This is a genomic window from Pseudomonas sp. 86_A (assembly GCF_017491705.1).
Taxonomy (GTDB): domain Bacteria; phylum Pseudomonadota; class Gammaproteobacteria; order Pseudomonadales; family Pseudomonadaceae; genus Aquipseudomonas; species Aquipseudomonas koreensis.
Genome location: NZ_JAFGYS010000008.1, coordinates 59,014 through 78,101 on the forward strand (window position 1 = coordinate 59,014; position 19,088 = coordinate 78,101).

Below are 19,088 nucleotides of genomic sequence, written 5' to 3' on the forward strand. Positions count from 1 at the left end.
TGCACAAAAGCCCCCCATCGAGTGATCGATGGGGGGCTTTTTCATGGGCGCTGTTGTTGTAGCCAATCAATGAACACCTTGGTGTGCGCCGACGCTTGCGGGGCAATACCGTAGTAATAGCGTGGCAGCGGCATGCGCAGCTCCGGCAACGGGCAGATCAGGCGACCACTCGACAAATGCGTGCCGAGCAATGTGGTCGGACACAGTGCGATGCCCTCGCCCGCAACGGCCGCTTCCAGCACCCGGTGCATGTAATCAAACTGGCGGATCACCTGGCTGCTGCTCTGGCTCTGGCCGAAATGCATGGCCCAGTGGTGCCAGTCTTCCCGCCGCGCCCTGACAGTCAGCAAGGTGTGCGCATTGAGACCGGCGAGATTGGTCAGCGGCAGCCGCTCAATCAATGCCGGCGCCGCGACCATGACCAACTCATCCTCGAACAACGCTTGCGCCTCGAGCGACGGCGCCCAATCGTCACGGCCCCGGCGGATGACAATATCAAAATCGTCGCGGACCGGATCCGGCGACTGAGTCTGTGTGACGACCTGGGTGTCGATGTGCGGATGCTGCGTCGAGAAGTCGGTCAAACGAGGCGTCAGCCATAACAGGGCGAAGGACGGCCGGACATTGATCCTGATCGTCGGCCGCGCTGCCTGCCGCTTCACCTCGGCAGCGGCGTCGGCTATCTGTGCCAGACCGGTACTGACTTGCTGATAGAACTGCTCACCCGCCGGCGTCAGCAGCGACTGCCGAACACGCCGTTCAAACAGTAAAACGCCCAAGTGCTCTTCAAGCAGTTTGACGTGGCGGCTGACCGCACTATGGCTGACATGCAGCTCTTCGGCCGCCAGGCTAAAACTTTGATGACGAGCAGCCACAGCGAAGGCGCGAACGGCGTTGAGCGGGGGAAGTAAATTTTTCATGGGTCTAATTTAGTCACATATGCACTGCATTTAAAGCGTTTGTCAGCGCCTTGTCGTCACGCCAATCTGCCCGCCTGCAGACACGCGATTCGACGGAGCAACATCATGCACAGCTACGGACTCTTTGTACTGTTCGCCACCCTGACTATTTTGAGCCCCGGCCCGGGCGTGGTGCTGACCCTGTCCAACGCCGTGCGTCTGGGCTGGACCGGCGCAGTGCCCGGCATACTGGGAATCGCCTCAGGGGCTTTCGTGGTGGCGGCCCTCAGCGCCACCAGCGTCGGCTTGATCCTCAGCGCCTCGGCCGAGGCATTTACCGTGCTGAAATATGCCGGGGCCGCCTATCTGTTGTACTTGGGCTACAAGAGTTGGCGTTCAGATCGTTTCCGTGCCCTGCAGCAGGTTCGCCCTTCTCGTCCGGGCTACCGCTTTCTCGAAGCCGCGTCCCTGCAGTTTCTCAATCCGAAAGCGATCTTCTTCTTTCTGGCCGTGTTCCCGCAGTTCATTGACACTGAACAGGCTTTTTACCCGCAGTTCTTCAAACTGGTGGCCTCCTATGCAGCGCTGGTGATTCTGGTGCACGGCAGCTATGCCCTGCTCGCCAATGCGGCCAAAGGCTGGTTGTCGAGCCCGAAAGGTTCCTGGCTGGCGGCGAAAGTCTCCGGTGTAACCTTTGCCGGTTTTGGTCTGTTGATGGCTTCGGCAACCCGCTGAACAACCTGCTCAGGCTCATCCTGCTTCAAGGCAATCCGCTTGCCGGCCCGCCCGGCAATCCCGCTGGCCTGCCCATTCTGTTGTTTGCCCATCCGCGCCTGGGTGATCAATCCGGGAATCAGCTCGCCTTCCGGCAGGTTCTTCCAGAACCGCGCCGGCAAATGCCCCTGCATGACCTTCTCGTTCAACCGCGCCGGGTTGAAGATGTGGCTGTAATAGGTCAGCCACAGATCGCCATGGGGATCGTCGACGTTTTGCGCCAACTGCTGCCATTTCACCGGGCATTGGCGCTGATGGAGCAGTTGTTCGCCGTCGTAATACACGCCATCGCGCGGCGTGGCGATCAACCAGCGATGCCGGCCCATGCGCCCGACGAAATGCTCGCTGGCACTGTGCAGGATGTCGTGAGCCGGTTCGTGCCACGCCACGTATTGCGGGCCTGGCTGATCCTGCGGGCGTTCGATGAAGCGCACGAACGCATGCAAATGGTGAGCTTCGCGCTGCACCTGCTTGATCCGCCGCTGCAGCTCGCTGCCCAGTTTATCGCCGGCCATCATCGCCGTGCGGTCACCGTGACTGACGCGCCACAGCACTTCGTACAACAGGCTCCAGCGCTGGTCGCCACGGTATCGCGCGGCTTGCTCGAGGGTGTCGAGCAGTGCGCGCGGGATGCGCGCCTGAAAAGGCCCCTGCCCCTCGGGCACGGACACGTCACTGGCAAACAGATCACTCACGCCTTCCGACGCCCAGCTCACCAGACTCGGATCGACCTCATGGCTGAGCAACCAGCGCGCCTGTTGCCGCCAAGTGGCGAACAGGTCATCGCAATCGAGATTGATCATCCCCACAACCCCATCTGCTGCGGCTGCGGCCGGTCGCGCAGTTGCTGGTAGAGCATGTGGCTGGTGACCTCGGCCTGTTGCGGGTGGTAGTCGCTGGTGATGATGAACGGCTTGGCCTTGGCCAGAACGCAGCGCATGCGCGCCACGTCTTCATAGCGGATGCGCCGTTGCTGGCGCAATTGCACCAGACGTTCGGTGGTGCGCAGGCCGATGCCCGGGATGCGCGCGATCAGCGCCGGTTCGGCGCGATTCAGATCCAGCGGAAACACTTCGCGATTCTGCAGCGCCCAGGCCAGCTTCGGGTCGATGTCCAGCGCCAGGTTACCCGGCCCCTTGAGCAACTCGTCGGCGCTGTAGCCATAGCTGCGCAAGAGGAAATCGGCCTGATACAAACGGTGTTCCCGCATCAGCGGCGGCGCGGCCAACGGCACGCTTTTCGGGCTGTCAGGGATCGGGCTGAAGGCCGAGTAGTAAACGCGCCGCAAGCGGTAGTTGCCATACAGCGACTGAGCGCTGTGCAGGATTGTGCTGTCGTCGGTGTCATCGGCGCCGACGATCATTTGCGTACTCTGCCCGGCCGGGGCGAACTTCGCCGAACGCGGTTCGTTGAGCACCGTTTGCACGCCGGTGTAGATGGTGTTCATCGCCTGTTTGATCGAACCGATCTGTTTCTCCGGCGCCAGGGTTTGCAGGCTGGCGTCGGTGGGCAGCTCGATATTCACGCTGAGGCGATCGGCGTAGCGCCCGGCCTCCTCGATCAGCGCCGGATCCGCTTCGGGAATGGTCTTGAGGTGGATATAGCCGCGAAACTCGTGCTCTTCGCGCAGCAGCTTCGCCACCCGCACCAGTTGCTCCATGGTGTAGTCCGCCGAGCGAATGATCCCCGAGCTGAGAAACAGCCCGCTGACGCAGTTGCGCCGGTAGAAATCCAGGGTCAGTGTGACCACTTCCTCGGGGGTGAACCGCGCGCGCGGCACATCGCTGGAGCGGCGGTTGACGCAGTATTGGCAATCGTAAAGACAGAAATTGGTCAGCAGGATTTTCAGCAGCGACACACAGCGCCCGTCCGGCGTGTAGCTGTGGCAAATGCCCATGCCATCGGTCGAGCCCAGCCCGCTCTTGCCCTCGGAGCTACGCTTGGGCGCGCCGCTGCTGGCGCAGGAGGCGTCGTACTTGGCGGCGTCGGCGAGAATGCTGAGCTTGTCGATGATTTGCATGGCGAAGACTCGGTACTGGTTATGCGTACAGTATCGAGTCTATTGGATTGGCACAAGGTGCAAAACCGGATGAAAAGATCGCAGCCTTCGGCAGCTCCTGCATTAATCCGCTACAGCCGACATTTATCAGATGTGCATATTCCCCGCAGGAGCCGCCGCAGGCTGCGATCTTGTGATCTTCGCGTCTAAAGGCAATTCAACCCCGAACCGCACCCCGATCTCCCGGCGCCCCACCGCTGTCAACGCCAGCGCCCGACTGTCCAGATCCTGCGTCACCCACTTGCGCTTCAACGCCGTCTGCAACAACGCCGCCCCCAGCGAGCCGCCCAGATGCGGCCGGCGCATGCTCCAGTCCAGGCACGGGCAGGCGAACTTGCGGCGCAAGGTATTCAAGTCCTGCACCTCGATGCCCAAACCCTCGAACAACGCCTCACCACTGTCGCTCAAGCGATAGACCTGTTCGTCAGTTTCCACCAGCCACCCCGCCTCACGCAGACGGTCGTGCAACAACACCGCGAGCGTCCCGGCCATGTGGTCGTAACAGGTGCGAGCGAATTGCAGGCGATCCGGGGTGTGCGACTTGAAGGTCGGCGCGGCGTTCTGCCCGATCACCATCAACGCTTCCAGCGCCTGCGCCACGCGCTGATCGGCGAGGCTGTAATAACGATGGCGACCCTGTACGTGCAGGCGCACCAGGGCCAGGTCCTTGAGTTTGCTCAGGTGTGCACTGGCGGTCGATGCGCTGACTTCGGCAATGGTCGCCAATTCAGTGCTGGTGCGGGCATGCCCGTCCATCAGCGAGCAGAGGATTTTGGTGCGCGCCGGTTCGGCGATGGCGGCGGCCACTTGCGAGACGCCGATGTCTTGATGTTCTGCGTGCATATTTCGCTCCCCGACGAATCGTCGTCGCTGCGAACTGAAGATACTCGCTTCACTTTCCCGACGACAAGGCTGTGAACCATGGACCCGATCATCGCTGCCACTCATGCCGACCCCTACCCTTACTACGCAAAACTGCGGGCCGAGGGCGGACTGACCTTTAACCATGAATTGAAACTGTGGGTCGCCAGCAGCGCTCGCGCGGTGTGTGCGGTGTTGGCGCATGCCGAGTGCCGGGTGCGGCCGCTGCAGGAGCCGGTGCCCAAGGCGATCGCCTCGGGGATGGCCGGCAACGTGTTCAGGCAGTTGATGCGGATGAACGATGGCGAACGTCAGCGCTGCCCGCGTGCGGCGATCGAGCCGTCACTGCAGTTGATAGATGACGACCAAGTCCGCGCGTTGGTGGCCGCGCGATTGATGACAGCGGACGCCGACGGCTTATATAAGGCGATGTTTCGCGGCCCGGTGGGCGTGGTCGCCACGCTGCTCGGCTTCACCCCGGCGCAGGGTCGGGCGATCAGTGAACTGACCGCTGACTTTGTCGCCTGCCTGTCGCCGCTGAGCAATGACCTGCAACTGGCGGCGGCCCATGCGGCGGCGGAGCAGTTACGCGGTTATTTCATCGAGTTGCTGGCAGAACCGCCGAGCGAGTTGCTCAAGGCCGTCGGGCAACGATTTGATGGCGATGAAGAGACCCTGATCGCCAACCTGATCGGCCTCTGTTCGCAGACGTTTGAAGCAACTGCCGGGCTGATCGGTAACGCGTTGATCGCGCTGCGGCGTCAGCCTGAATTGCGCAACGCCTCGATGGACGCGCTGCTGGCCGAGGTTCAGCGCTTTGATCCATCGGTGCAGAACACCCGACGATTTGTCGCGCAGTCTTGCGAGATTGATGGCGTGCGGCTCGAGGCCGGCGAGGTGATTCTGGTGCTGCTGGCCTCGGCCAACCGCGACCCGTTGTTGAATGAACAGCCTGAGCGATTTCTGCTGGATCGGCCGAACCGGCGCAGTTTCAGTTTTGGCAGCGGACGGCATCAATGCCCGGGGCAAGCGCTGGCGCTGAGCATTGCTGCGGCGACTGTCAGAGAAATCCTTGATCAGGGTGTGAATCTGCAACAACTGACGTGGCATTACCGCCCATCGCTCAATGGGCGGATTCCACTGTTCAGCGCGGTGCAGCCTTAAGCGCTGCGCAGCTCGATGGTCAGGTGCGACAGCTCATGCACCGGCGCCAGCCGCTCGCGAATCGCCTCGGCCGTCACGCCCGCAGCCGCGACCACACTGACAATCGCCGCCCGCGCCTGCGGGCCGACCTGCCAGACATGCAGATCGCTGATGCGCACGTCGTCCGAGGTTTCCAGCAGCTCGCGGATCTCTGCCGCCACCGGTTCGTCGGTGGTGTCGAGCAGCACCGCGGCGCTGTCGCGCATCAGGTTGTAGGCCCACTTTGCGATGACAATGGAGCCGACAATACCCATCGCCGGGTCCAGCCACACCCAACCCAGATAGCGGCCGGCCAGCAGCGCGGCAATTGCCAGCACCGAGGTCAGGGCATCGGCCAGCACGTGGACGTAGGCCGAGCGCAGGTTGTTGTCGTGGTGGTGATGATGATCATGACCGTGATCATGCTGATGGCCGTGGTCATGACCGTGGTGACCCATCAGCAGGAAGGCGCTGAGGATGTTCACGCCCAGCCCGACGATTGCAATTACCGTCGCTTCGCCAAACGCCACAGTGGTGGGTTCGAACAAACGAAAAATCGATTCGCCGGCAATGCCCAGCGACACCAGGCCCAGCACCATGGCCGACGCAAAACCGGCCAGATCACCGACCTTGCCGGTGCCGAAACTGTAGCGGCGGTTGTTGGCGTTGCGCCGGGCAAACCCATAAGCCGCTGCGGCAATGCCCAACGCGCCGGCATGGGTGGCCATGTGAAAACCGTCGGCCAGCAGCGCCATGGAACCGGTGAGGTAACCGGCGGCGATCTCGCCGATCATCATCACGAACGTCAACGCCACCACCCACAAGGTGCGGCGGGCGTTTTCGTCGTGGGAGGCGCCGAGGAACTGGTGATCGTGGCTGAAACGCTCAGCGTTGGGGGTCAGGCTCATGATGCGCGTGCTCTATTTGGAATAACGGCGGATGGCTTGCAGCAAATCTTCGGCGCCCTGGGCGCGCTGTTCGTCAGTCAGATCGGGATGCGCCACGTGCTCACGGGTGTGGGCCTCGATGAACTGCTCCATCAAACCATTGACCGCCCCGCGAATCGCCGCCACCAGGTGCAAGGTCTTGGCGCAATCGGCATCGCCCTCCAGCGCCTTTTCCACCGCCTGCACCTGCCCGGCAATGCGTCGGACACGGTTGAGCAGCTCGTCTTTATGTTCGTGAATGTGCGACATACCTATACCCCCCACCCCTATATGGCGCGCATGGTCGTTGATTGCGCCCTTATTCGCAAGATCGATGGGCATCGAAGGGATGAACGGGAATCTGAAAGCGACTTCAATCTCCTGTAGGAGTGAGCCTGCTCGCGATAGCGGTGTGCCTGGAAACAAAGATGCTGAATGTACCGGCCCCTTCGCGAGCAGGCTCACTCCTACATTTTTCCGGGGGGTGCTCGGGTTCCGCGCCGTACTCAGATTCCCCTGTAGAAGTGAGCCTGCTGGCGATGGCAGCCTGAAAAATGCAGCATCATTTCGGCATCATCCAAGAGGCTACATCGCCTTGCGCCTTTGCCTACAACTACGCCAGAATCCGCCGGCTTGTGCGGTTTGGGGGGCATCGGTAACTTGGTTCGCGTCACTGAATGGTCAGTGATCGGGTTTAGTCGCTCGGTTGTCTCACATTTCGTAAAGCATCCATACATTCAGGCCGCTCGTACGCCTGAACTCAATGGTGGCTGTGCGCAGGGCGCCTTCGGGCGCGCCGGAAATTGTGAGACCACCGGTCGACTAACCTGCGCATAGCTGCCTCTCTCTTCGTTTAGTCGCGATGGTGGGCAGCCTTTATATAAAGGTCTCGCAAATGTTCAAAGTCACACCAAATCCACCGGATACAGACACCCCGTCCGATCCAGATTCAACATCCCCCTACTCCGACCCCAATTCCAGAAAACTCCACGAAGCCGCCGAACGCGCCCTCGATCACTACCTGAAACCGCAAGCCCCACCCGAGCGCAAACCCAGCCACATGTTTGTCGTCGCCCCGAACATGGACAACGAAGAACTGCTGGCCCACGCCTGCGAATCCATGGCCTCGGCCAGCATCATGCTCAGCGACTTCGCTGGCCTGCTCGACACGCCCTACCGCAACACCGTGCTCGGCATCCAGCAAGTAGTCATGCTCGGCGAACTCGCCGTCAACCGCGCCCTCGACAACCTCGAGCCCCCGATCAGCAATTGAAAAAGCGTGCCTGTGGCGAGGGAGCTTGCTCCCGCTCGACTGCACAGCAGTCGAAAATCCGGATCCGAACCGGATCGATGGGGCTTGGGGTCGCTTCGCAACCCAGCGGGAGCAAGCTCCCTCGCCACAAGGAAAACGACGCAAAGGAGAATTTCACATGGCCAATAAACCAGATGCCCACGTCGTCGCCGCATTAGTCGCCATGGGCCTCAACGAACGGGATCGCCGCTGGGCGCAGAACGCATGCCTGGTGTTGTTTGAAAGCGAGCGCGAAACAATTGTGGCCTCGGCAGTGACCGCTCTCGGGAAACTCGATGAGCTTGAGATGGAGGCTGTGCTGCCCGCGCTGCACCGAGTGAAACGGCGGTTTCCGTCACTTGAAAGGACAGTGGCTGACACGTTGACCGAGATTGCGATGGTTGCCTGAGTAAAATGGCGAGGGCTTGATGGATCGCGGCGCAACGCCCCAAACAGGCCTGCTGCGCAGTCCATCGAGGATAAATCCCCTCGCCACAGGACGCATGGACATTGATTGATCGGCGTTTATCCGCCTCAATCGTCCCGCGTCAAAACCTCCAGCAACTCGATCTCGAACACCAGATTCGAATTCGGCGGAATCTTGCCCATCGTCCGCTCGCCATACCCCAGATGCGCCGGCACCAGCAGTTTGCGCTTGCCGCCCACTTGCATGCCCATCAGCCCCTGATCCCAGCCCTTGATCACACGGCCAGTGCCGATCACGCACTGGAAAGGTTTGCCACGGCTGTGGGAGGAGTCGAACTCGCTGCCGTCTTCCAGCCAGCCGGTGTACTGGGTGGTGATCAGCGCGCCCTTGACGGCAGCTTTGCCCTCGCCCACCTGGAGATCGATTACCTGCAGTTCATCATTCATGACATTCACTCTATTGTTCAGCCGGCCGCCGTTTTCCCAGAATTGTCGGTGGTTCGCAACTTTTTCACGAAGCCTGGCGCAGTATCCGACCCGGTGACTGAACCGGTAATATAGCCATCCGCCACTACTTCACGGACCGATACGTCATGCTGGCAGTTCCTGAATGACTCACCTCTGGATCAGCCTGGCCATTGGCTTCTTCCTGCTGGGATGCATCCTCGTCTTGATCTGGCGTGAACGTGGCTTGCGCCGGCAGTTGGCCGAGTATCGCGAGCTGCTGACCCGCGCTGCCGAACCGCAGAACATTCATCAGGACGGTGACGCCGAGCGCTTCAAGCGCAGCCAGTACTTTGCGCGGATCGGCACCTGGGACTGGGAAGTCGACACCGATCGGCTGTACTGGTCAGACGCGATCTACGGCATGTTCGGGTTCAAGATCGGCGAGATCACCCCGTCCTATGCGCTGTTCTGTTCCTGCGTGCACCCGGACGACCGCATACGCGTGCGCGACGGCGAACTGCGTTGCCTGGAAACCGGTGAAAACCATGACGAGGAATACCGCGTAGTCTGGCCCGACGGCACGATTCGCTGGCTGCGCGAGACCGGCAATGTGGTACGCAACGACCATGACGCGGTGATCAAGATGATGGGCGTGGTGCGCGACATCACCGAAGAAAAAGCCTCGGCCAGTTACCTTCAGCACCTCGCCCACTTCGACCCGCTGACTGGCCTGCCCAATCGTCTGGTGCTCGAAGAGCGCTTGTCCGAAGCCCTCGAACAGGCGCGTCACAGCCACACCCGGGTGGCGCTGGTGTTTGTCGATCTCAACGGGTTCAAAGCCATCAACGACCACTACGGCCACGCCGCCGGCGACCGCGTGCTGATGACCACCGCCACCCGCCTCAAACGCATCCTGCGCGCCTCCGACACCGTCGCGCGCATCGGCGGCGACGAATTCGTGGTGATCCTGCAAGGCCTGGCACCGAACCTCGACCTGCAGGACGAAGCGCGCAGCATCTGCCAGAAGATTTTCATCGAACTGTCGCCACCGATCAGCATCGGCAACGACCAACGCCATCTCGGCACCAGCCTTGGTGTCGCGGTGTTTCCGGACCATGCGCCCACCATGGATCGGCTGCTGCACATTGCCGATCTGGCGATGTATGAGGCCAAGCGCAGTGGGAATAATCAGTATCGGTTGGGGGGCGAAAGCCCTGCACGGGTGCACGCGCAGGGCCGTTGAGTCCAGTGCTTAACGCTCGACAGGCTGCATCTCGACAATGGTGCCGTTGGTGATCATGACCATCACGTACTTGTCGTTGATCTGTACCCACTGCGCCTGTTCGACCGGTGCTTTCAAGCCTTTCTGTTTCCAGTTTTTCAACGCTTTGTCGCTGCGCTGATAAACGTCTGGAGCCCGGTCGTTGACCTTCAGTTCACGGTCGCTGGTCGGCGACTGGACGGCGGGTTCGTTCGAGGTTTGCGCCGCTTGAACAAGTGGACTGATCCCGGCAATGCCGGCAACGAGGGCCAGGCTGGCAATTAGGGTTTTGCTGTTCATCGGTGAACCTCCTTCAGATGTGTGATACCTGAACTCCGACTGCGGAGGACTGGAATCATTCCTTGTTTTTTTGCCTGGGCTGGCTGGGGGATTGTAGTTGGCAGACGGATCGTCATCGCTGGCAAGCCAGCTCCCACAGGTTAGAGGTGTTTTCAGGATTGATCCGCTTTGCACATCAATGCATGCCAATAATGCAATTAACATCCGGTTACACCTGCGCCACCATCCACCGCAATAACAACCGTGCGCCGCTTCCACGTCGCGCACGTCATAAAAGCGGTGGAGTTCTTTTCTATGACAGCCTCAATCCCACACGGCGGCTCGCGGGCCGGCGCTATCTTCCGGGTTACCTCGGGCAACTTCCTTGAACAATTCGACTTCTTTCTGTTTGGCTTCTACGCCACGCAGATCGCGGCAGTGTTCTTCCCGGCGAGCAGTGAGTTCGCTTCCCTGATGATGACGTTTGCGGTGTTCGGCGCAGGTTTCCTGATGCGTCCATTGGGTGCCATTGTGCTCGGTGCGTACATCGATGACGTGGGCCGCCGCAAGGGGTTGATTGTCACGTTGTCGATCATGGCCAGCGGTACGATTCTGATTGTGCTGGTGCCCGGATACGAAACCATCGGGCTGTTCGCCCCGGCGCTGGTGTTGGTCGGGCGGCTGTTGCAGGGCTTCTCTGCCGGTGCGGAATTGGGCGGGGTTTCGGTGTATTTGTCCGAGATCGCCACTCCGGGCCGCAAAGGCTTCTTCACTGCCTGGCAGTCGGCCAGTCAGCAAGTGGCAATCATCGTCGCCGCCGCTTTGGGCTACGCGCTGAACGCGTGGATGGCGCCGAGCGTGGTGGCTGACTGGGGCTGGCGGATTCCGTTTTTCGTCGGCTGCCTGATCGTGCCGTTCATCTTTGTGCTGCGCCGTAACCTGGCAGAAACCGAAGAGTTCGCCGCACGCAAACACCGCCCGAGCATGCGCGAAGTGTTCCGCACCCTCGGCCAGAACTGGGGCGTGGTGCTCGGCGGCATGCTGATGGTCGCGCTGACCACCACCGCGTTCTACCTGATCACCGTGTATGCGCCGACATTCGGCAAAACCGTGCTGCACCTGAGCACTTCCGATGCGCTACTGGTGACCTTGCTGGTGGGGGTGTCGAACTTCTTCTGGTTGCCGATTGGCGGCATGTTGTCCGACCGCATCGGCCGGCGCCCGGTGCTGATCGCCATGTCGCTGCTGGCCCTGGCCACCACCTATCCGGCGCTGTCCTACCTGGTGCAGGCGCCGAGCTTCACCCACATGTTGTTGTCGCTGCTGTGGCTGTCGTTCATCTATGGCATGTACAACGGCGCGATGATCCCGGCGCTGACCGAGATCATGCCGGTGGAAGTGCGGGTCGCCGGTTTCTCCCTCGCCTACAGCCTGGCGACCGCGATTTTCGGCGGTTTCACCCCGGCAATGTCGACCTTCCTGATCCAGTACACCGGCGACAAGGCCGCGCCCGGTTACTGGATGAGCGTCGGCGCACTGTGTGCGTTGTGCGCCACGTTGTACCTCTATCGCCGCGCAGGCGGCCGTCTGCAACCGGTTGCCGCATAAGGAGCAATCACCTTGAAAAAACTGATCAACCTCAGCGCCGTCGCCCTCTTCGCGTTCAGCGCCCTGGCACATGCTGAACAGCTGAACGTGATGACGTCGGGCGGCTTTACTGCCGCGTACAAAATCCTTGGCCCGAAATTCGCGGCGGCCACCGGCAACACCCTCGACACCCAACTCGGCCCGTCGATGGGCAAAGCCCCGGAGGCGATCCCCAACCGCCTCGCCCGCGGTGAACACGCCGATGTGGTGATCATGGTCGGCTACGCCCTCGACGATCTGATCAAGCAAGGCAAGGTCGACCCGGCTTCGCGGGTCGAGTTGGCAGACTCGCGGATCGGCCTGGTGGTGCGTGAAGGCGCGCCGAAACCGGACATCAGCAGCGTCGAAAGCCTGAAGAAAACCCTGCTTGACGCACAATCGGTGGCCTACTCCGACAGCGCCAGCGGCGTGTACATCGAGAAGGAGTTGTTCAAGAAACTCAACGTCGAAGATCAACTGAAACCGAAAGCGAAGATGATCCCGAAAATCCCGGTCGGCTCGGTGGTTGCCACTGGCGATTATCAACTGGGCTTCCAGCAGGTCAGCGAATTGCTGCCCGTGCCGGGGGTGACGTTTGTCGGCAAGATTCCGGAGTCGGTGCAGTCGGTGACGCGCTTCGCCGCCGGTATTCCGGTCGGCGCGCAGCATCCAAAAGAGGCCAAGGCCTTGCTCGACTACCTCGCCGCACCCGCCGCCCAGGCTGACGTGCAGGCCACCGGGCTGGATTCGGTCAAGCGCTGATCGTTGGCGGCTGGACTTTCATTTCCACCACCAGCCGCTCCAGTTCCAATGCCGCCGGGGTCAACGTGCGACCCCGGCGCTTGATGATGCCGACACTGCGCATCACTTGCGGATCGGTCAGCGGCACCCGCGTCAGGATCGGATGATCCGGCCCCGGCATCGCCATCAACGGCACGGCCGCCACGCCCAACCCCGCTTCCACCAGACCAATCATCGTCGTCACATGCCGCGTCTCGCAGATGCTCGGGCGCTGCGGCACCACACTGCTCAAGGCCTGATCGAGGAGGAAACGGTTGCCGGAGGTCTTGTCCAGCGAGATGTAGTCCTGCCGGTAGAACTCGTCCCAGCTCACGCTGCTGCGGCCGGCCAGCGGATGATCACGCCGGCACGCGACGACGTAGCACTCCTGCACAAGCGGCTCAAAGTCGACTTTGGCATCCTGCGTGCCCATGAAGCTCAAACCGAAATCCGCCTCGCCATTGACCACCGCGCTGAGCACATCGTGGGCGCTGGAATCGAGGACTTTGACTTTGATTCGCGGAAACTGCTGGTGATAGCGCGCCACCACCCGCGGCATGAAGTAGTACGCCGCCGACGGCACACAGGCAACGGTGACGTGGCCCATTCGGGTCGAGGCGACTTCGCTGATGCCCAGCAGCGCCACGTCCAGGTCATCGAGCAAGCGCTCGACGCTGGGCATGAAACCGCGTCCGGCCTGGGTCAGGCTGACCTTGCGCGTGGTGCGCTCGAACAGCTTGACGCCGAGTGCGTCTTCGAGTTTTTCGATTCGTCGGCTCAGTGCCGGTTGCGACAGGCGCACGGTGTCGGCGGCCTTGCGGAAACTGCCCTGTTCGACCACGGCGCGAAAGGCTTGCAGGTCGTTGAGGTCGAAGTTGATGGCCATGGCGGACTCGAAAAGATTGAATCGCGAAGGCTATCAATGTAACCAACTGATGCAAATTATTACAGACTTACACTGAACTCTGTAGGAGCTGCCGCAGGCTGCGATCTTTTGATCTCCGGAATCAAGATCAAAAGATCGCAGCCTGCGGCAGCTCCTACAGGGGATCTCCGGTGGATCTTGAATCGATTCAGCCCTTATCCTTGTCACCCCCGCCGTACCGCTGTCAGGAGTTTCCCGATGCCCCATGAAGGCAACCTGTTACAAGCCGCTGTCGTGTTTCTCTTCGCGGCCGTGCTCACCGTGCCGTTGGCCAAACGTCTGCAATTGGGCGCGGTGCTCGGTTATCTGCTGGCGGGGGTGATCATCGGCCCGTCGGTGCTCGGCCTGATCGGCAATCCGCAAAGCGTTGCGCACATTTCGGAACTCGGTGTGGTGTTGCTGCTGTTCATCATTGGCCTGGAACTGTCGCCACGCCGCTTGTGGGTAATGCGCAGATCGGTGTTCGGCGTCGGCCTGGCGCAGGTGCTGCTGACCGCTGCGGTGATCGGTGTGCTGGCGTTGTATGCGTTCGGTCAGCCGCTCAACAGTGCGATCGTGCTCGGCCTGGGTCTGGCGTTGTCCTCGACGGCATTCGGCCTGCAAAGCCTGGCCGAGCGCAAGGAACTGACCAGCCCTCACGGGCGGCTGGCGTTTGCGATTCTGCTGTTTCAGGACATCGCGGCGATCCCGTTGATCGCGCTGGTACCGATGCTCGCCGGCGGTGGTCACGACACCAGCAGCGCCGGAAGTCTGAATCATGGTTTGCAGGTGCTCGGCGGGATCGCCGTGGTGGTGGTCGGCGGGCGTTATCTGTTGCGTCCGGTGTTCCGCGTGGTGGCGAAAACCGGTCTGCCGGAAGTATCCACCGCCACCGCGCTGCTGGTGGTGATCGGCACGGCGTGGTTGATGGATCTGGTCGGCGTGTCGATGGCGCTCGGGGCCTTCCTCGCCGGCCTGCTGCTGGCGGATTCAGAATACCGCCATGAACTGGAAGCGCAGATCGAGCCGTTCAAAGGCCTGCTGCTCGGGCTGTTTTTCATCAGCGTCGGCATGGGCGCGAACCTCAGCCTTCTGCTCAGTGCACCGATCACCGTGCTCGGCCTGACCCTGCTGTTGATCGGCCTGAAGTTACCGCTGCTGTTTGTGGTCGGGCGTCTGGCCGGCGGACTGAGCAAGGTCAGTGCGATCCGGCTGGGCATCGTCCTCGCGGCCGGTGGTGAGTTTGCCTTTGTGGTGTTCAAGATCGGTCGCGATCAGGGCCTGTTCGAACCGCGCCTGTATGACCTGCTGGTGCTGACCATCACCCTGTCGATGGCGCTGACACCGTTGCTGCTGTTGATCTGTGCGCGGCTGGTCAGCCCGAAGGTGCAGCCTGTGGAAGTGCCGGAGAAATTCCGCGAAATCGACACTGAGACACCGCGTGTGGTGATCGCCGGCATGGGCCGGATGGGCCAGATCGTGGCGCGGATTCTGCGGGCGCAGAACATCAAGTTCGTGGCGCTCGACACATCGGTGGAAACCATTGAACTGTCGCGCAGCTTCGGCGGCGTGCCGGTGTTTTACGGCGACCCGATGCGCCCCGAGATCCTCCATGCGGCCAAGGTCGGCGAGGCGGAATACTTCGTCATCGCCACCGACGATCCGGAGACCAACATCAAGACCGCCGAGATCGTGCGCAAACTGTATCCGCACATGAAGATCATCGCCCGGGCCCGTAACCGGCAGCACGTGCACCGTTTGATTGATGTCGGCGCCGAGCCGATTCGTGAGACCTATTACTCGAGCCTGGAAATGAGCCGCCGCACCCTGGTGGGGCTGGGCTTGACCCAGACCCAGGCCGATGCGCGCATCAAGCGTTTCAAGCACCACGACGAACAGGTGCTGGAAGCGCAGCACGCGGTCTACGACGACGCGGCGAAAGTCCTGCAGACCGCCCAGGAAGCCCGGGCGGAACTGGCGCGGTTGTTTGAGTCCGACCAACTGGAAGAAGAATCACGCAACACCTGACTTCAGCGCACTTCCAATTGTAGGAGTGAGCCTGTTCGCGATTGCAATCTATCAGTAGACATCTCTTTTACTGACGCACCGCCATCGCGAGCAGGCTCACTCCTACAGGGTTAAGCGTTGTGCTCAATTGATCGATATAACCCAACCTCCTACAGGTTTGGGGATGGGCTTAGGCCAGCTCTAATTCGCGCTCTTGCTTGACCGGCGTCACCTCAAACCGGTCCGCCAGGAACGGTGTGATGTCCAGCGGCAGCGCTTCCTGGTTGACCAGTTTGTCCAGCAGCACCCCGGTGATCGCCGAGGTCAGGATGCCGGTGCGGAAGTGGCCGCAGGCATTCAGGTAACCCTCCACACCACGCATTGGCCCGAGAATCGGCAGCTCATCCGGCGAGCCCGGACGCAGACCGGCCCAGGTGCGTTTGAGGTTGATGTCCTTGAGTTCCGGCAGACAGCGCACCGCGCCCTGCACCAGCCCGGCGATTTCCGGGTAGGTGGTGGTGACGTCGAAGCCTTTGTCTTCGGTGGTGCTGCCGATCAGGATCTCGCCGTTGTCCTTTTGCGCCACGTAGCAGTCGCTGGTGGTCAGGCAGCCGTTGAGGATTTTCGGCATGCGTTCGGTCAGCAGGATCTGGCCCTTGACCGGTTTCACCGGAATGCGCACACCGGTGGCCCACTCGCTCAAGTCTGCCGCCCAGGCACCGGCGGCGTTGATCAGGGTCTTGCAGTGGAACACGCCCTGCTCGGCCGTCTGCACGCCGGTGACGCGGCTGCCGTGGTGCAACACCCCGGTGACGTTGGTGTTGACGAAGATGTCCACGCCATTTTGCCGCGCGCCTTCCATGTAGGCATCGGCGAGGCGGAACGGGCTGACCTGGTGATCGCAGAGAAACTCCAGGGCACCCCGGGCCTCGTGGCTGACGCTCGGCTCAGCTGCGCGCAGCGCCGCCTGATCGAGCCAGCGCACCTGGTCGGCCAGGTGCGGAATGCAGCTGACGATGTGCTCGGCGTAGAGCCGGTCTTCGTCGTCATAAATGACGAACTTCAGCCCGGTCTTTTCGAACTTGAAATCCATGCCGTGGTTGGTTTTCAGCTCACGGTGCAATGCCGGGTACAGCGCGTTGGACTGCAAGGCGAAATCGAAAAACGACTCCGGCAGGATGTGCGGCGTGCTAGCGTCCACCGCCACCGCCGCGCCCTGGGTTGCGCGCTTGCGGTTGGCCGACATCATGCGGAAGAAAATCACCCCGCAGCCCAGCCCCACCGACTCGCCGATGGCCCACAAGCCGCCGGCCGAAGCGCGGGTGGCGTTGCCCGGGCGTTTGGCATCGATCAGCGCGACTTTCAGACCTTGGCGCTTGGACAATTGATAGGCGCAGGATGCGCCGATCACGCCGCCGCCGGCAATGATCACGTCATAGAACTTACTCATGGGAAGTGGCCTCCGTGCCGACGGACTGGAACGCGGAAAAAGGAATCGGATCGATCGGGAAGCGCGGGCGCAGCCAACCGACGTCCTTGCGTCCGGTGGCCTGGCGCAGACGGTCGCTGCAATAGCCGACGCACATCCGCCCCTGACAATCGCCCATGCTCACCCGGGTGCGCATTTTCAGGCTGGCGATGTCTTGCACGCCCTGCTCCAGCGCCCGATCGATGTCGGCGCGGGTCGCGTGCTCGCAGCGGCAGATCACTGTGTCAGCCGCCGGCAAAGCGGTCTGGCCGACTCCGCGCTCGGTGTAGCGGTCCACCGCGGCACGGAAGCGCACGATGGTTTTCAGTTTGCTCAAGAAGCGGTCGCGACGCACCCGCGCCAGATCTTCCTCGATAATCCCGCGTTGCAGCAGGATCGAGGTCGCGGCGATCTTGCCGGCGAGCATCGCCGCTTCACCGCCGCGAATCCCGCCCATGTCGCCGGCCAGGTGCACGTGCGGCTCGTTGCTTTGCTGCCAGATGTTCGAATTGGCGCGCAGGTAACCGTCGTCACTGAAGCCGTGATCCAGGCCCATTTGCTGGCTGAGTTGGGTCCGCGGAATAAAGCCGTAGCCGACGGCCAGGGTCTGCGCTTCGAAGCGTTCGATGCGGGTCAGGTCCGGCTCCCAGGTGGCGGAGTACGGGGCCACGGTGACGCTTTTCAGCTCGCCGTCGCCGTGGGCTTCAACCACGCCCCAGCCGTAGTTCATCGCGATACCGTGCAGTTTCAGGTAAGCGAGCATGCTCAGGCCGTCGAGGAACAGCTGCGGCTTGTTCAGCAGTGCCAGGCTTTCCCGGGCGATCTTGCCGAAAGCACAGGCTTCATACACGCCCGCGACCTTGACCCCGGAAGCGTGCAACTGAGTCGCCACCAACGGCAGCAACGGCCCGGTGCCGGCGATGATCACCGGCCCCTGCGGCTTGACCACGCCACTTTTGATTTGCAGTTGCAGGCCGCCGAGCATCATCACCCCCGGCAGTGTCCAGCCGGGGAACGGCACGCTGCGTTCATGGCAACCGGCGGCCAACAGCAATTGCGGATAATGGATTTCGTGCAGTTGCTCGTCGCCGTCCAGCACCACCAGCGCGCGGGTGCCTTCGGCGCCGACCACGCGGTGGTTGAGGCGCACGTCGATCAGCCCCGATTGCTCCTGAAAATCACCGTGCAGTGTACTCAGGGCTTCGCAATAGCGCGGCCCCAGGTAATCCAGTTGCACGCCGTCACGCAGCGGCCCGCGATAGACCACGCCGCCGAGGCGTGAAGCCTCTTCGAGCAAGGTGCAGCGCACGCCATGTCGCGCCAGTTCGATGGCCGCCGCCATCCCCGCCGGCCCGCCGCCGACGATCACCGGTTGCTGGCTCATACCACCTCCTGCCCGACGATGCGGTTGACCCGGGTTTCAATCTGCATGCCGTCGCGCACTACAGTCTGGCAGGCGCGGCGCTTGTGGCGGCCGTCGATTTTCACCAGGCAGCACTGGCACACGCCCATGCCGCAGTAGGCACCGCTGATCTGGTCATGATCATTGCGCGCGACCTGGCGTACGCCGAGGGACTGGATAACGCTGAGCACGGTTTCGCCGATGGCAGCGGTGACCGGCTGGCCGTTGATGTGGACGGTCATATCCGCCTGGGTCAGGGGCTGGATATCGAAGGTTCTTTCTAGGCAGTGCATTGCAATGTTCATCCGTGAAGGTTCGGTTGAGGTGGTGTCAGCTCCTTGCTGCACTACACCGTGTCGACGCTTTTATTGCTTTGATCGGTGCGTCGGCGCGGGTACTTCGTCAGCGCAACAAGATGCGCGTGAAGCACTGTAGTTCATACCTCAGCAAAGGCCTGGATCATTTACGTTAGGCGAAGTTGCCCGACGAAATATTG

19 protein-coding genes and 1 pseudogene are annotated in these 19,088 nt (G+C 61.7%); 8 read left to right on the top strand and 12 right to left on the bottom strand.

Going from position 1 to position 19,088, the window contains the following annotated elements:
• Nucleotides 1-41: 41 nt before the first annotated feature.
• A complete protein-coding gene (locus J5M57_RS13610) occupies nt 42-920 on the bottom strand; it encodes a LysR substrate-binding domain-containing protein (protein WP_207849247.1) in 879 nt (292 codons plus the stop codon).
• A gap of 105 nt (nt 921-1,025) precedes the next feature.
• Between J5M57_RS13610 and J5M57_RS13615 the strand changes: the two genes are divergently transcribed.
• Entirely contained in the window at nt 1,026-1,634 is a 609-nt protein-coding gene (locus J5M57_RS13615) for a LysE family translocator (protein ID WP_207849246.1), read from the top strand.
• Between the two features lie 29 nt (nt 1,635-1,663).
• On the opposite strand, the pseudogene J5M57_RS13620 reads toward J5M57_RS13615, so the two are convergent.
• The 3 genes and pseudogenes from J5M57_RS13620 to J5M57_RS13630 form a co-directional block, all read right to left on the bottom strand.
• Nucleotides 1,664-2,476, bottom strand: a pseudogene (locus J5M57_RS13620) (TIGR03915 family putative DNA repair protein); the annotation flags it as partial.
• On the bottom strand, nt 2,473-3,693 hold the full coding sequence (locus tag J5M57_RS13625) for a putative DNA modification/repair radical SAM protein (protein ID WP_083366242.1): 1,221 nt from the start codon (nt 3,691-3,693) through the stop codon (nt 2,473-2,475). The pseudogene J5M57_RS13620 and the gene J5M57_RS13625, both read right to left, overlap by 4 nt.
• A gap of 126 nt (nt 3,694-3,819) precedes the next feature.
• Nucleotides 3,820-4,575 (bottom strand): helix-turn-helix transcriptional regulator, encoded by a 756-nt coding sequence (locus J5M57_RS13630; protein ID WP_207849245.1) that lies wholly within the window; start codon nt 4,573-4,575, stop codon nt 3,820-3,822.
• Nucleotides 4,576-4,653: 78 nt separating this feature from the next.
• Here J5M57_RS13630 and J5M57_RS13635 point away from each other — a divergent pair, with 78 nt between their 5' ends.
• Nucleotides 4,654-5,757 (top strand): cytochrome P450, encoded by a 1,104-nt coding sequence (locus J5M57_RS13635; RefSeq protein ID WP_207849244.1) that lies wholly within the window; start codon nt 4,654-4,656, stop codon nt 5,755-5,757.
• Here the strand turns inward: J5M57_RS13635 and dmeF are convergent.
• Together dmeF and J5M57_RS13645 are read right to left on the bottom strand one after the other, a co-directional pair.
• Nucleotides 5,754-6,683, bottom strand: a complete 930-nt coding sequence (dmeF, locus tag J5M57_RS13640) for a CDF family Co(II)/Ni(II) efflux transporter DmeF (RefSeq protein WP_064587071.1) — start codon at nt 6,681-6,683, stop codon at nt 5,754-5,756. The two genes, J5M57_RS13635 and dmeF, sit on opposite strands and share 4 nt — an antisense overlap.
• Before the next feature lie 12 nt (nt 6,684-6,695).
• Nucleotides 6,696-6,971 (bottom strand): metal/formaldehyde-sensitive transcriptional repressor, encoded by a 276-nt coding sequence (locus tag J5M57_RS13645; RefSeq protein ID WP_003223990.1) that lies wholly within the window; start codon nt 6,969-6,971, stop codon nt 6,696-6,698.
• Nucleotides 6,972-7,596: 625 nt separating this feature from the next.
• Between J5M57_RS13645 and J5M57_RS13650 the strand changes: the two genes are divergently transcribed.
• Together J5M57_RS13650 and J5M57_RS13655 are read left to right on the top strand one after the other, a co-directional pair.
• A complete protein-coding gene (locus tag J5M57_RS13650) occupies nt 7,597-7,974 on the top strand; it encodes a DUF6124 family protein (protein ID WP_207849243.1) in 378 nt (125 codons plus the stop codon).
• 157 nt (nt 7,975-8,131) lie between these two features.
• On the top strand, nt 8,132-8,401 hold the full coding sequence (locus J5M57_RS13655; RefSeq protein WP_064587069.1) for a hypothetical protein: 270 nt from the start codon (nt 8,132-8,134) through the stop codon (nt 8,399-8,401).
• Between the two features lie 125 nt (nt 8,402-8,526).
• Here the strand turns inward: J5M57_RS13655 and J5M57_RS13660 are convergent, their stop codons facing one another.
• On the bottom strand, nt 8,527-8,865 hold the full coding sequence (locus J5M57_RS13660) for an FKBP-type peptidyl-prolyl cis-trans isomerase (RefSeq protein ID WP_083366248.1): 339 nt from the start codon (nt 8,863-8,865) through the stop codon (nt 8,527-8,529).
• A 163-nt stretch (nt 8,866-9,028) separates the two neighbouring features.
• Here J5M57_RS13660 and J5M57_RS13665 point away from each other — a divergent pair, with 163 nt between their 5' ends.
• Nucleotides 9,029-10,108, top strand: a complete 1,080-nt coding sequence (locus tag J5M57_RS13665) for a sensor domain-containing diguanylate cyclase (protein ID WP_207849242.1) — start codon at nt 9,029-9,031, stop codon at nt 10,106-10,108.
• A 9-nt stretch (nt 10,109-10,117) separates the two neighbouring features.
• Here J5M57_RS13665 and J5M57_RS13670 read toward each other — a convergent pair whose 3' ends face one another.
• The gene (locus J5M57_RS13670) at nt 10,118-10,426 is read right to left on the bottom strand and encodes an RcnB family protein (protein WP_064587066.1); all 309 of its coding nucleotides are present in this window, start codon (nt 10,424-10,426) and stop codon (nt 10,118-10,120) included.
• 294 nt (nt 10,427-10,720) lie between these two features.
• Here J5M57_RS13670 and J5M57_RS13675 point away from each other — a divergent pair, with 294 nt between their 5' ends.
• Entirely contained in the window at nt 10,721-12,013 is a 1,293-nt protein-coding gene (locus J5M57_RS13675) for an MFS transporter (RefSeq protein ID WP_207849241.1), read from the top strand.
• 12 nt (nt 12,014-12,025) lie between these two features.
• Entirely contained in the window at nt 12,026-12,793 is a 768-nt protein-coding gene (locus tag J5M57_RS13680) for a substrate-binding domain-containing protein (protein WP_083366250.1), read from the top strand.
• On the opposite strand, the gene J5M57_RS13685 is transcribed toward J5M57_RS13680, so the two are convergent.
• Entirely contained in the window at nt 12,783-13,697 is a 915-nt protein-coding gene (locus J5M57_RS13685; RefSeq protein WP_207849240.1) for a LysR family transcriptional regulator, read from the bottom strand. The genes J5M57_RS13680 and J5M57_RS13685 overlap by 11 nt on opposite strands.
• Nucleotides 13,698-13,934: 237 nt before the next feature.
• Between J5M57_RS13685 and J5M57_RS13690 the strand changes: the two genes are divergently transcribed.
• Nucleotides 13,935-15,743 carry a monovalent cation:proton antiporter-2 (CPA2) family protein gene (locus J5M57_RS13690; protein WP_207849239.1) on the top strand — a complete coding sequence of 603 codons (1,809 nt, stop codon included), beginning with the start codon at nt 13,935-13,937 and terminating at the stop codon, nt 15,741-15,743.
• A gap of 169 nt (nt 15,744-15,912) precedes the next feature.
• Here the strand turns inward: J5M57_RS13690 and hcnC are convergent, their stop codons facing one another.
• From hcnC to hcnA, 3 genes are read right to left on the bottom strand one after another with little or no spacing between them, the layout of a single operon-like run.
• The gene (gene hcnC / locus J5M57_RS13695) at nt 15,913-17,172 is read right to left on the bottom strand and encodes an FAD-dependent oxidoreductase (protein WP_207849238.1); all 1,260 of its coding nucleotides are present in this window, start codon (nt 17,170-17,172) and stop codon (nt 15,913-15,915) included.
• On the bottom strand, nt 17,165-18,574 hold the full coding sequence (gene hcnB, locus J5M57_RS13700) for a cyanide-forming glycine dehydrogenase subunit HcnB (protein ID WP_169840559.1): 1,410 nt from the start codon (nt 18,572-18,574) through the stop codon (nt 17,165-17,167). The genes hcnC and hcnB overlap by 8 nt, the downstream gene beginning before the upstream one ends.
• Nucleotides 18,571-18,885 (bottom strand): (2Fe-2S)-binding protein, encoded by a 315-nt coding sequence (hcnA, locus tag J5M57_RS13705; RefSeq protein WP_207849237.1) that lies wholly within the window; start codon nt 18,883-18,885, stop codon nt 18,571-18,573. Before hcnA ends, hcnB begins: the two co-directional genes overlap by 4 nt.
• Nucleotides 18,886-19,088: the final 203 nt, after the last annotated feature.

What these genes read in the sequence shown, in the direction of transcription:
- J5M57_RS13610 (WP_207849247.1), bottom strand. Translation starts at nt 920, where the DNA reads ATGAAAAATTTACTTCCCCCGCTCAACGCCGTTCGCGCCTTCGCTGTG.
- J5M57_RS13615 (WP_207849246.1), top strand. Translation starts at nt 1,026, where the DNA reads ATGCACAGCTACGGACTCTTTGTACTGTTCGCCACCCTGACTATTTTG.
- J5M57_RS13625 (WP_083366242.1), bottom strand. Translation starts at nt 3,693, where the DNA reads ATGCAAATCATCGACAAGCTCAGCATTCTCGCCGACGCCGCCAAGTAC.
- J5M57_RS13630 (WP_207849245.1), bottom strand. Translation starts at nt 4,575, where the DNA reads ATGCACGCAGAACATCAAGACATCGGCGTCTCGCAAGTGGCCGCCGCC.
- J5M57_RS13635 (WP_207849244.1), top strand. Translation starts at nt 4,654, where the DNA reads ATGGACCCGATCATCGCTGCCACTCATGCCGACCCCTACCCTTACTAC.
- dmeF (WP_064587071.1), bottom strand. Translation starts at nt 6,683, where the DNA reads ATGAGCCTGACCCCCAACGCTGAGCGTTTCAGCCACGATCACCAGTTC.
- J5M57_RS13645 (WP_003223990.1), bottom strand. Translation starts at nt 6,971, where the DNA reads ATGTCGCACATTCACGAACATAAAGACGAGCTGCTCAACCGTGTCCGA.
- J5M57_RS13650 (WP_207849243.1), top strand. Translation starts at nt 7,597, where the DNA reads ATGTTCAAAGTCACACCAAATCCACCGGATACAGACACCCCGTCCGAT.
- J5M57_RS13655 (WP_064587069.1), top strand. Translation starts at nt 8,132, where the DNA reads ATGGCCAATAAACCAGATGCCCACGTCGTCGCCGCATTAGTCGCCATG.
- J5M57_RS13660 (WP_083366248.1), bottom strand. Translation starts at nt 8,865, where the DNA reads ATGAATGATGAACTGCAGGTAATCGATCTCCAGGTGGGCGAGGGCAAA.
- J5M57_RS13665 (WP_207849242.1), top strand. Translation starts at nt 9,029, where the DNA reads ATGACTCACCTCTGGATCAGCCTGGCCATTGGCTTCTTCCTGCTGGGA.
- J5M57_RS13670 (WP_064587066.1), bottom strand. Translation starts at nt 10,426, where the DNA reads ATGAACAGCAAAACCCTAATTGCCAGCCTGGCCCTCGTTGCCGGCATT.
- J5M57_RS13675 (WP_207849241.1), top strand. Translation starts at nt 10,721, where the DNA reads ATGACAGCCTCAATCCCACACGGCGGCTCGCGGGCCGGCGCTATCTTC.
- J5M57_RS13685 (WP_207849240.1), bottom strand. Translation starts at nt 13,697, where the DNA reads ATGGCCATCAACTTCGACCTCAACGACCTGCAAGCCTTTCGCGCCGTG.
- J5M57_RS13690 (WP_207849239.1), top strand. Translation starts at nt 13,935, where the DNA reads ATGCCCCATGAAGGCAACCTGTTACAAGCCGCTGTCGTGTTTCTCTTC.
- hcnC (WP_207849238.1), bottom strand. Translation starts at nt 17,172, where the DNA reads ATGAGTAAGTTCTATGACGTGATCATTGCCGGCGGCGGCGTGATCGGC.
- hcnB (WP_169840559.1), bottom strand. Translation starts at nt 18,574, where the DNA reads ATGAGCCAGCAACCGGTGATCGTCGGCGGCGGGCCGGCGGGGATGGCG.
- hcnA (WP_207849237.1), bottom strand. Translation starts at nt 18,885, where the DNA reads ATGCACTGCCTAGAAAGAACCTTCGATATCCAGCCCCTGACCCAGGCG.